This window comes from Mucilaginibacter sp. MD40 (assembly GCF_002288635.1).
Taxonomy (GTDB): domain Bacteria; phylum Bacteroidota; class Bacteroidia; order Sphingobacteriales; family Sphingobacteriaceae; genus Mucilaginibacter.
Genome location: NZ_NRSW01000001.1, coordinates 922,877 through 935,030 on the forward strand (window position 1 = coordinate 922,877; position 12,154 = coordinate 935,030).

Consider the following 12,154-nt stretch of genomic DNA (forward strand, 5'->3'; position numbering starts at 1 on the left):
AAGGCGAAGCGTGAGAAAAATGCTTAATCGGATGAGGTACACGCTTTACCATCAGTTATCATTTATGATATGGCACTTATACAAGCTCATTTCATAAGAGCTTGATAAGAAACCTGAGTATATGCCTCGTATGTGAACATCCTGACCAACTGCAGTCTTCGCCACTTCATCTGACCAATGATCTGTTCCACCACCACAATTTAAGAATGTAATCTCATTAAATGGTTCATCAGCGATGCCCTTCATCACTATCCTTGAACAATCGTCATCATTTGTGATTTGGTAAATAGTCCCATGTATATCTATGGTCTTTTCATCATTGGCTTTATCAAAAGCAACTTTATTCATCGCAAACTCGGCGTACCACTTTTCTGCTGAATAATTCGATTGAAATTCTGATGCCGGTACTTTTTGGCTATGAGCAAGCTTCACCGAATCTTGCTCGGGTTTATTAGCTGTTGTGATATTGTTATTGTCAGGACTTGAAACAAGAAAGTTCCATCGTGGATGTTCTGTCACAATCCGTGATAGCGTAACTATGGCTACAATCACTGCTAATGGAATAAATATAATCCTGTTGCGCAAGGCTTTTTGCTCATAATTTAGGTTTTTGTTGCTCATGTGTTTAAAGATTTAAGTGGGTTGACCCTGAGAGTTCTCCCGGGGGAAGACTTGCGATTTAACTGTCGAAATTTCACGCGAGGGCAACGATCTTATCCACTCGTGGGTTACGACCCAATCGAGGTTGCTTCAAAGTCGAGGCGTGAGAAAAACTGACAAAAATTAGATCGTAGAGTGTTTGGTGTCTTAGAGTTAAATAATATATGATTTGGTTTGAATGGTGTTGCAAAGTGACAAGAGCTGGTTGACGACAGGTCAAGCAACCAATAAATCCTGCATCATTTAGGGTTGAACCTTTCAAGGGATCAGTAGAAGGCTGATCTGACATAAGCTGTACGCGAGTCAATTGCTACTCTATTTCAAAAGGCATTACTTGAAGAGTGCAACAAGCTTTTGCTATTTACAGGTCACCAATGGGTAAAGTTCAAATGATGCTAAATCGACCTTAAACATAACATTTGGAAGTTGAATGACGCTGGTCTGTTACAAAACATCATCAAACTTATTCCCCTACGGGCTACTTCAAACGCCGGTTTCTAATAAGAGACCGGCGTTTTTCGTTAATGGGATGCGCTACAGGTAAATTAGGGTGATACTGAATGACGCTGAAATAAAATTTAAATAAATCTCAAAGATAGCTCAAACGGCTTCAACATAATTCATAATAAATTTTGCTACTTGTTCCTGCTCTGCTATAGTTAAGATATCTCCATCATATATCCAGTAGCCTTGCAAATCAAATAATATCCTTCCAAAGTACTCGGGGGCTTTTTCATATGCTGTATATAATAGGTAGCATAATGCGGCATCCGTGCTATGTAAATCCAATATAATACGCAACACCTCATCAGGCCGGTTCATGCGTTTGATCCAAACCCGGGCATCGTTAATCAAATATGCATTATTCGTCATCAAGACAAAAGTGAAAAATATTTTGTAAAAATCTATGTAAATTGCTAAAAATATTAGCATAAATTTGTGTCAGTAATTGATTGTTATGGCCGATACCAAAAGAGCGTTGATTGACAGCTTGCAGAAAAATATTTTGCAATGGGAGGGATACAAGCCCCCCGAGCTTGGAGAAAGAAAATCATTCGGTTTAAATACCATTGAAGCAAATTTTCCTAACAGTGTATTCCCTATGCGCGCTGTACATGAAATAGTTTGCGATAATACGGAACAGGCTACCGCCTCAAGTGGTTTTATAAGTGGACTGCTGTCAGTATTAATGCAAAATGGAGGGGCTTGTATGTGGATCAGCTTATCCGGTAATATGTACCCGGTAGCGCTAAAATCGTTTGAAGTAGAGCCTGACAGGATAATCTTTATTCATCTTAAAAAAGACAAAGATGTGTTATGGGTTATGGAAGAAGCACTGAAATGCGCCGGATTAACTGCTGTGGTAGGAGAATTGTCTGAGTTTGATTTTAAACAATCAAGGCGGCTACAGTTGGCTGTAGAACAAAGCGGTGTAACCGGTTTTATACTTCGTAACCGATCAAATAAAATGGTATCAACTGCTTGTGCTGCGAGGTGGCATGTAAAACCTTTAGCAAGCGAAGCAATAGATGGCTTGCCGGGATTAGGGTTTCCCCGCTGGCAAGTTGAGTTATTACGTGTACGCAATGGTAAGCCGGGTAACTGGATTATTGAATGGTCTGATAGCGGGTTTACACCAATTGTAAAGGAACAATCAAACCATCAAATACAAAAGGCCGGATGAGCTATGCAAAAACGCTACATGGTAATATGGTTTCGTCATTTGACAACGGACTGGCTAACGCTTCATAAGCCGGAATTAAAAGACGCGCCTTTTGCTTTTATAGCTCCAGAACGTAACCGCATTATCATTACCGCTGCTAACACAATAGCAGAAACGCAAGGCATATATAGTGGAATGACTGCGGCTGATGCCAAAGCCATCACAAATAACCTAAAGGTTATGAATCACTTACCTGGTAAAGAAGCAAAACTGTTAAAACAATTAGGCTTATGGTGTATCAGGTATACGCCAACAGTAGCTGTTGATTTGCCTGATAGCTTAATTTTAGATATATCCGGCTGTGCACACTTATGGGGTGGCGAACGCGGCTATTTAAAGGAGGTAGTAAATAAAATACGGTCATCGGGATATGATGCAAGGGCTGCTATTGCCGATACTATCGGTGCTGCCTGGGCTATCAGCCATTATGGAAAAACAACCCCTATTGTAGGATGTGGCGAACAGGCACAGGCATTACTTAACTTACCTCCAATAGCATTACGTTTAGAAAATTCTGTACTTCAAAAACAGCAAAAATTAGGTTTTTCTACCATCAAAAGCTTTATACAAATTCCACGTACTGTACTGCGCAGGCGATTTGGTGATAGCTTTCTGTTAAGGCTGGCCCAAGCTTTTGGAACTGAAGATGAACACTTTGTTCCACTTACTCCGCCAGTGCCTTATACTGAAAGATTACCTTGCCTTGAACCCATAAGAACCGCTAAGGCTATTGAGGTCGCTATCACAAAATTATTAGAAAGCTTGTGTATGCGCCTACAGCAAGAGGGTAAAGGTATTCGCAAAGCAATATTAAAATGCTACCGTGTTGATGGTAAAATGGTGCATGCAACTATCAGCACCAATCGCGGCTCGCATAGCGTATCGCATTTGTTTAAACTTTTTGAATTACAGATCAATAAAATAGAGCCTGCTTTGGGAATTGAGTTGTTTCTTTTGGAAGCATCAAAAGTAGAAGATATTGATCCTATACAAGAGAAGTTTTGGGTTGGTAAACCAGGACTGCATGATACCGCTTTGGCAGAACTGTTAGATAAGTTGGCGGGTAAAATTGGCGATAAAGCTATATACCGATATTTGCCATCAGAAAATTATTGGCCTGAGCGCGCTATTAAAAAAACATCATCTTTAACCGAAACACCGACAACAAAATGGCGAAATGACAGGCCGAGGCCTATACGCCTATTACAGCGCCCCGAACCCATTGAGGTAATGGCGCTCCTACCCGATTATCCACCAAAATTTTTTACTTATAAAGGCAAGCGGCACATAGTTGAAAAAGCGGATGGCCCTGAACGTATTGAGCGTGAATGGTGGCATGATAAGGGTGCGCACCGGGATTATTATGCCATTGAAGATACTGAAGGGCAAAGGTACTGGCTATTCAGATCAGGCCATTACGACGCTGCCCCACAGTGGTACTTACACGGTTTTTTTGCATAGCTATGAAGTACGCTGAACTACAAGCCACATCAAATTTTAGCTTCCTGCGCGGAGGGTCGCATCCTGAAGAGCTGGTTGAGCAAGCCGCTTTATATGGCTATGAAGCCATAGCTATAGTTGATCGTAATAGCCTTGCAGGAATTGTTCGTGCACATATTGCAGCGAAAAAGTTAAAGCTCAAATTTATTCCTGCTTGCAGGCTTGATCTGGTGGATGGGACGAGTTTGCTTGCTTACCCTACTGATCGTGATGCTTATGGCCGGCTTTCGGCTTTATTAACGGTTGGTAACTTACGTGCTGAAAAGGGAGAGTGCCATTTATACAAAGCCGATGTTTATACACACAAGGAAGGGATTAAGTTCATCGTCGTCCCTCCTGATGCATTGAACGCACGATTTGATTATGATGATGGATTTAAGAAAGACATAAAAGAGTACAAGGACGAATTCGGCGAGTCTTTATACATAGCAGCCGCACGCTCCTATAGCGGCGATGATGCTAAAAGATTAGCGCGTTTATCTACATTAGGCATACCCATGGTAGCCGTAGGCGATGTATATTACCATGAGTTAGCCCGGCGCGAATTACAAGATATTTTAACTTGTATCCGCGAAAAATGTACCATACATACAGCCGGCTTTAAACTGCATGCCAATGCCGAGCGGTTTATTAAGCCTGTAGATGAAATACATCGCTTGTTTCGGCAATATCCTGAGGCTATTGAAAATGCATTGTTAATTGCAAATGCCTGTCAATTCTCATTAGACACCTTAAAATATATTGAGCCTGAAGAAAAAATAGTTGATGGCCTTACACCTCAGGAACGATTAACTAAATATACGTGGGCTGGCGCACGGGAACGTTATGGTAACATACCAAAGAAAGTTTCCGATCAGATAGATTTTGAGTTAGCCTTTATCGAAAAGCGAAATTTGGCACCCTACTTTTTGCGGGTATATAAATACACCCAAAGGGCCGAAGAATTAGGTATTCTGCACCAGGGGCGTGGTTCGGCAGCTAACTCAACTGTTTGTTATTGTTTATCTATAACAGCGGTAGACCCCATGAAATCCCGCTTGTTGTTCTCTCGTTTTATGTCTGATGCCCGCGAAGAATGGCCGGATATCGACGTGGATTTTGAGCACGAACGGCGCGAGGAGATTATCCAGCATATTTACGAATATTATGGCCGGGAACATGCTGCCATTGTTGCTACTGTAACGCAAGAACGCCATCGAGGTGCTATTCGTGATGCCGGTAAAGCGATGGGCTTATCTGACGACACGATCAAACGAGTGGGTGCTACTATTTGGGATTTTAGTAAAGAAGGTTTTGATGAAAAGCGCTTACGAGAACAAGGATTAAACCCACATGATCCTCTTGTTAAAAAAGTTCTGCAATTAACTACCCAACTAATGGGTTTTCCCCGGCAATTGGGGCAGCATACGGGTGGGTTTGTTATAACGGATAATAAACTATCAGACCTGTGCCCGGTAATGAATGCGCGGATGGAAAACCGAACGCAATTGGAGTGGAATAAAGATGACCTGGAAGCATTAGGAATTTTAAAAGTGGATGTTTTAGGTCTGGGCATGCTAACCATGATCCGCAAAGCGTTTGATTTAGTACTAAATCACTACGGCAAAAAACTAACCTTAGCTAATGTACCACAAGATGATCCAAAGGTCTACGAAATGATTTGCCATGCCGATACCATCGGTGTTTTTCAAATTGAAAGCCGCGCACAAATGTCTATGCTGCCACGGCTTAAGCCCAATTGTTTTTATGATTTGGTTATTGAAGTAGCAATTGTTCGTCCCGGACCAATTCAGGGTGATATGGTGCATCCCTATTTAAGAAGGCGTAATGGCGAAGAATTTCCGGAATACCCCAAGCCTGAATTAGAGGAAATATTAAGCCGAACACTGGGTGTACCCTTGTTTCAGGAACAAGCGATGGAAATAGCCATTGTGGCAGGGGGCTTTACACCTGCGGAGGCTGACGAGTTAAGGCGTAGCATGGCTAGTTTCAAAGCAAATGGCAAATTAGGCCTTTACGAAAAAAAATTAGTTGGCGGTATGATAGAAAGAGGCTATGAAAAAGAGTTTGCACAGCGAATATTTAAACAACTACAGGGTTTTGAAGGTTATGGTTTTCCAGAAAGCCATGCGGCATCATTCGCCTTATTAGTTTATATATCATCGTGGCTAAAATTCTATTATCCCGATGTTTTTTGCGCGGCTTTGCTCAACAGCCAACCTATGGGCTTTTATCAACCGGCACAAATAGTGCGTGATGCAATAGACCATAATGTTAAGGTTTTGCCCGTTGACGTAAACTACTCTTTTTGGGATAATACTTTGGAAGAAAAAAATGGCGAATACTATGTAGTTAGGTTAGGTTTCCGGCAAATAAAGGGATTGCGTGAAGATGACATGCGATTACTTATATCTGCACGTAAAACACCATATAGCCATGTTGATCAATTATGCAGCGCTGGTATTTCTGAAGCGGCGTTGGAAATATTGGCAGATGCAGATGCTTTTCGTTCATTAGGTTTAGATCGGCGCAAAGCGTTATGGGAAGTGTCGGCTTTAGGAGATAGGCCACTGGCTTTATTTAAAGATACGCTATCAGAAAGCGTAAAAGAAATACAGGTACAACTACCATTGATGACAGAAGGAGAACACGTAGTGCAGGATTATTCTTCAACAGGATTATCCTTAAAAAATCACCCAGTTGCTTTGGTACGCGAAAAACTGGCTTTGCTACATAATACTAAAATTGCTGACTTAAAAAAGATGAAAGATGGTGATCTTGTAAGTGTAACAGGTTTAATAACCGTTCGTCAAAGGCCAGGCACAGCCAAAGGCGTATTGTTTATGACTGTTGAGGATGAAACAGGGGCGGCCAATGTGGTAGTTTGGCAAAACCTGTTTGATAAATACCGAAAAGAAATTATCCAGTCGCGGTTGTTTATGGTACAAGGCAAATTACAGATCGAAGGCGAAGTGATCCATGTGGTAGCTAACAAATGCTTTAATTTAAATAGCGTGCTTCGTGGCTTAACACAAACTACTGAAGATAAACTACCGTTCTTAATGGCAAGAGCGGATGAAACTACCAAGCCATATCATGGTGGCAATAAAGGCGAAAAACATACTGGCAAACAAGAAGAGATTTTTTATAAAGGACGGAATTTTAGGTAAGCACATGTAGATACTTGCTATGTGTTGGCTATTAATAGGGTTTTTGAACAGACTTATCTTGCGAAGCATTTAATGTTAATTTTAGGTGCACACTCATTAACTTTTTTATTGTTTGCTTATTAGATGAAATTTCCGGCTATATTGCGGCGAAAACTGCCTGATTAAGTTATCGGTGGACATTTACTCATCACTTGTTGAGATCGTTGCGCTCGGTTGATAAAAAAGCTATTAATGGCTTTATTAGAATTCGAGATGACCTTAATTATTCATTGATCTGGCTATAAAAAGCTTTGCATTGCAAGTAGTTTTAGGATGAAAATCTTCAACGAATACCATTATTCCTCATACACCTGAATAGCTGCAAGTTGTTTGCCTTTTTTTATGCCTGATATGCGTTTTAGTAGTACCTACTCTATCACCGCACCCGCGTCCAATATTGTGATTTTCCGAACAGGAGTATTCCCTTATAGCCTCTTACCTTCATGGTACCATCATCCTTGAGTTTCAGGTAGCATTTATACGTTTTTTTACTTTTAGGGTCAAATATCATCCCATCCCAGCGGTTGCCACCAGAGTATTTAAAATCCTGAAGAATATATATACCTAAAAATCTTGTAGGCAAACGCAAGTTTATCTTCTTATCAATACTTAAGGTAGCGTTGCTTAATTTTCCGTAATACAAGCTGTCCTTTCGGGTTATGGTTATCCGGGCTTTTTGGTCGGCAGTTTGCCAGGTACCTAAAATGCTATCGGCAGCGGGGCCATTATTTAATTGAACATCCTGCCCATAGATCGGTATATAGGAAAGTGCTATGAGGAGGATTAAAAGACTTTTCTTCATGGGGTATAATATTATTACAATAGCAAGCCTTTAAGCTTTAAATGGTTTTGAACTACCTTAAAGCGCCTGGTTGTAAATAAGTTCATCAAAAAATGCTTAAGCTATACAAGCCTTACCAACACTTACTTTTTTAGCAAATATTATTTAATTACCTTCGTTTTTACTAAAATTTTTGTCAAATCATGAATGAGGCTTTATTTGGTATATGTGGGTTACTAACCGGTATAATTTTAGCTTTCTTATTTAAAAAATCCGGTAATCAGGCTTCATTAAACGAATTAGGTAACCTTCGGTCTGAAAATCAAGACCTAAAAATATCACTTGCCAGGTCAGACGAAAAGGTAAGTCATCTAATCAGCGAAAATGAAAATATCAGCCGGTATTTTAAAGATGAGCAAATTCGATTGCTTGATGAACTTTCCTATGAACGTTCTCAATTAGCGCAGGCTAATCAAAATTTAGAATCCGCACGCTCGTATTATAAAGCACAGCAGGAAAAAATTGCTGAGCAGAAAGAGGAAATGGAAAATACCCGGAGACATTTCCAACTCGAATTTGAAAATATAGCCGAGAAATTACTAAAGGAAAAATCGCGTGAGTTCACAGACATCAACAGGCTAAATATTGATGCAATTATTAAGCCACTTAAAGAAAATATAAAGCAATTTGAGGAAAAGGTGGATAAGGTTTACAACATGGAAGCTGCCGAGCGGAATACCCTGAAAGGGGTAATTACGCAACTCATGGAATTGAACCAAACCATCAGCGCCGAAGCATCAAACTTAACCAGGGCATTAAAAGGCGATAATAAAAAACAGGGTAACTGGGGCGAGGTGATATTAGAAAAAGTACTGGAAAGGAGCGGTTTAGTACGTGACCGTGAATACCGCATACAGGCCGGTTTAAATCAAATGGATGGCACACGTTTACAACCTGATGTAATTATTGACCTTCCGGATAACAAACATTTAATTATTGATGCGAAGGTATCGCTCATTGCTTACGAGCGCCTGGTAAACGCTGAAACGGAAGAAGAACGTAAGCTTTATTCAAAAGGACATATCGAATCCGTACGCGGGCATGTACACAATCTGGCATCAAAAAATTATCATGACCTACACCAGGTTAACTCGCCGGATTTTGTATTACTGTTTGTTCCGATAGAATCCTCTTTCAGCTTCGCGGTGCAGCTGGATGCCGAGCTATTTAGCGATGCATGGGAAAAACGGGTGGTAATTGTCAGCCCGAGCACTTTGCTGGCCACTTTGCGTACCATAGCCAGCATTTGGAAACAGGAGCGGCAAAACCGTAATGTATTGGAAATAGCCCGCCTTAGCGGTACCATGTATGATAAATTTGTGGGCTTTGTAAATGATATGGAAAGCATTGGCAAAAACATTAGCCAAACACAAACCGCATATGCCAATGCCTTTAACAAACTAACTGATGGCGCAGGTAACCTCACCATCACCGCCGAAAAAATTAAGAAATTAGGCGCTAAAGCTAATAAGCAGATAGACAATAAATATATTGGCGATGAATAATTAGAACTATAAAATTTTATTCAGCTTTAAATGCGTTCCATCCCTGTGCTTTCAGTTCATGCACATTGCCTGATTTGGTGATGAGCGAGCATCCTTCATTAGGCTCAGTAACATAGCCAATGATAGATATATCCATCTTATGCTTTATCTTATCATAATCGGCCTGTTTAACGGTAAACAGTAGTTCATAATCTTCGCCGCCACTTAAAGCACAAACAGTAGGATCAAGGCCAAATTCACGGGCAGTTTCGTAGGTCATTGGATCAATAGGTATTTTTTCCTCATATAACTTACAACCTTTATTGCTCTGCTTACAAATGTGTAATATTTCCGATGCCAAACCATCAGATACATCTATCATGGCGGTAGGTTTAACACCTATTTCTTGTAAAAGGTCAATAATATCCTTACGTGCCTCGGGTTTAAGCTGCCTTTCAACAATATAATCCTTGCCTTCAAGGTCGGGCTGTATGTTCGGATTCTCGAGATAGACCAGTTTCTCCCGCTCCAGAAGTTGCAAACCCACATAGGCGCCACCCAAATCGCCTGAAACACATATCAGGTCGCCTTCTTCGGCTGTGTTACGATAAACCACCTCTTTTTCATCAGCATATCCCAAAGAAGTAATACTGATCACCAGGCCCTGCTTCGAGGCTGAAGTATCGCCCCCAACAATATCCACGTTATAATGGCCACAAGCCAGGTATATACCTTCGTATAGCTCCTCTATAGCCTCCAAAGGAAATTTGCTGCTCATGCCGATAGATACAGTTATTTGAGTAGCTATACCGTTCATAGCATAAATATCACTTAGGTTAACCTGCACTGCTTTGTAGCCTAAATGCTTTAAAGGAGTATAGGCCAAATCAAAATGAATACCTTCCAGCAACAGATCAGTAGATACCAGCGCCCTTTTATTTTGATAATCCAGCACAGCGGCATCGTCGCCAACGCCCTTCACTGTACTTTTTTGAACCAATTTTATATTTTTTGTAAGATGGCTGATCAAGCCAAACTCTCCTAATGCTTCCAGGTTAGTTTTCTCTCCGTTTTCAAACATAATGTTCCGAACTACTGACGCTTTTAAAAATCAACATCTGATAGATGCTGTAATAGCCAGTGTTCAAAAATACGAAAGATGCTTCACAAATGCGTTTCGAATGAAATTACGTAAATTTTATCTTACATAAAGTTAATTAACAATAGATTAATAACAACCGAGTATTTTTACGCAGAAAATATATTTATATGAAGTTTAGAAAATTACTCCTCGTTTATTTGTCTGTTGTATTGGTAGTTGCCGGTTGTAGAAAAGATCCTGTACAGGTACAAAATACCGACAATGGTGGTAACCAAACTCCCGTTGCCAAGCCATATACCATAGTTGAAGATTTTGAAACCGGATCTAAAACCGCTTATGCGGCTGCAGATGTACAACTAACAACCGGCTTATGGAATTTCAACGATGCCCTTTTAGGCAACCTGGCAGCTGATGTTAAAAACGGAAATAAATCAGTTAGGTTAAGAACAGGAGATATCACGATGAAATTTGATATTTCCAACCTGCAGCAGATCAGTATTAAACACGCCAAATATGGTACAGATGCTAATTCTACCTGGCAACTGATGATGTCTGTTGATGGTGGTACCACCTACACACAATTAGGTAGCGATATTACAGAAACCAGTACAACATTTGTTACCGATTCATTTAAGATAACTGTTAACAAACCGGTTAGATTCCGTATACAAAAAACAGGTACTACGCGTATTAATATTGATGATATTACCTTTAAAGGTACAGGTGATGCCGGTTTAACAGTAGGCCCGCCAGATACCGGCAGTGATGATAACGGTGGAAATACCGGTACAGGTACCGCGGCACCAGAAAGAGGCATTACCGCAGGTGCTGATGCACAACCCGTTAACGGTGATAACAGTAACTTATTAATGGGTAACCCTTCAAATGCCCAGCCTGCCGTTGTAATGGCTAATAACTACCTTATAGACCAAAGCTATTATGTAGAATCATACAGCAGCGATAGGGGTACACCTAACTGGGTAAGCTGGCACTTGGACGCTACCAACATTACCAACGCAAGCTCAAGACTTAATAACTTTGCTGGCTTTGCCGGCTTACCTGCTGCTTTTTATCATGTGGAGAGTAACAGCTATTCAGGTTCTGGTTTTGACAGGGGACATAACTGTCCGTCTGCAGATCGTACAAGTTCAGCAAACGCCAATTCGGCAACTTTCTTAATGACCAATATGATTCCGCAGGCGCCCCAAAATAATCAGCAAACCTGGGCTAATATGGAAAATTACCTGCGCGAACAAGTGGTTGCAGGTAACGAGGTTTATATTGTAATGGGCAGTTATGGAATGGGCGGTACCGGCTCAAACGGAACCTTTAATAAAATAAACAACGACCATGTTACTGTGCCCAGCAATGTTTGGAAAGTTGCCGTTATTATACCTACCGGTAATAACGATATTAACCGCGTAAGCACAGATACGAGGGTTATAGCGGTAAACACACCAAATATCAATACCATTAACAGCGATTGGAAACAATACCGTGTTACCGTACGCGATATTGAAAAAGCAACCGGCTATAACTTATTTTCAAGTTTACCACAAAACATACAGGATGTTATTGAAACCAGAAAGGATAATCTGTAATCAAATCAACCCAATAAAAAATCCCTTCATATTG

Annotated in this window: 9 protein-coding genes; 5 read left to right on the top strand and 4 right to left on the bottom strand. The window is 40.6% G+C overall.

Going from position 1 to position 12,154, the window contains the following annotated elements; genetic code table 11:
* Positions 1-51: 51 nt before the first annotated feature.
* Positions 52-621 carry a hypothetical protein gene (locus CKK33_RS04185; protein WP_095702905.1) on the bottom strand — a complete coding sequence of 190 codons (570 nt, stop codon included), beginning with the start codon at positions 619-621 and terminating at the stop codon, positions 52-54.
* A gap of 639 nt (positions 622-1,260) precedes the next feature.
* The gene (locus CKK33_RS04190) at positions 1,261-1,593 is read right to left on the bottom strand and encodes a hypothetical protein (RefSeq protein ID WP_143822896.1); all 333 of its coding nucleotides are present in this window, start codon (positions 1,591-1,593) and stop codon (positions 1,261-1,263) included.
* 25 nt (positions 1,594-1,618) lie between these two features.
* Between CKK33_RS04190 and CKK33_RS04195 the strand changes: the two genes are divergently transcribed.
* From CKK33_RS04195 to CKK33_RS04205, 3 genes are read left to right on the top strand one after another with little or no spacing between them, the layout of a single operon-like run.
* Positions 1,619-2,344, top strand: coding sequence for an ImuA family protein (locus CKK33_RS04195; protein WP_095702907.1), 726 nt, complete (start codon positions 1,619-1,621; stop codon positions 2,342-2,344).
* Between the two features lie 3 nt (positions 2,345-2,347).
* Positions 2,348-3,844 carry a DNA polymerase Y family protein gene (locus tag CKK33_RS04200; protein ID WP_095702908.1) on the top strand — a complete coding sequence of 499 codons (1,497 nt, stop codon included), beginning with the start codon at positions 2,348-2,350 and terminating at the stop codon, positions 3,842-3,844.
* A 2-nt stretch (positions 3,845-3,846) separates the two neighbouring features.
* A complete protein-coding gene (locus CKK33_RS04205) occupies positions 3,847-7,053 on the top strand; it encodes an error-prone DNA polymerase (RefSeq protein ID WP_095702909.1) in 3,207 nt (1,068 codons plus the stop codon).
* 415 nt (positions 7,054-7,468) lie between these two features.
* On the opposite strand, the gene CKK33_RS04210 is transcribed toward CKK33_RS04205, so the two are convergent.
* Positions 7,469-7,894 (bottom strand): DUF2147 domain-containing protein, encoded by a 426-nt coding sequence (locus CKK33_RS04210; RefSeq protein WP_095702910.1) that lies wholly within the window; start codon positions 7,892-7,894, stop codon positions 7,469-7,471.
* A gap of 182 nt (positions 7,895-8,076) precedes the next feature.
* Here CKK33_RS04210 and CKK33_RS04215 point away from each other — a divergent pair, with 182 nt between their 5' ends.
* Complete coding sequence (locus tag CKK33_RS04215; RefSeq protein WP_095702911.1) at positions 8,077-9,438, top strand: DNA recombination protein RmuC; 1,362 nt, start codon at positions 8,077-8,079, stop codon at positions 9,436-9,438.
* A 16-nt stretch (positions 9,439-9,454) separates the two neighbouring features.
* On the opposite strand, the gene thiL is transcribed toward CKK33_RS04215, so the two are convergent.
* Positions 9,455-10,498, bottom strand: coding sequence for a thiamine-phosphate kinase (thiL, locus tag CKK33_RS04220; RefSeq protein ID WP_095702912.1), 1,044 nt, complete (start codon positions 10,496-10,498; stop codon positions 9,455-9,457).
* A gap of 188 nt (positions 10,499-10,686) precedes the next feature.
* Here thiL and CKK33_RS04225 point away from each other — a divergent pair, with 188 nt between their 5' ends.
* A complete protein-coding gene (locus CKK33_RS04225) occupies positions 10,687-12,120 on the top strand; it encodes a DNA/RNA non-specific endonuclease (RefSeq protein ID WP_095702913.1) in 1,434 nt (477 codons plus the stop codon).
* The last annotated feature ends 34 nt before the right edge of the window (positions 12,121-12,154 follow it).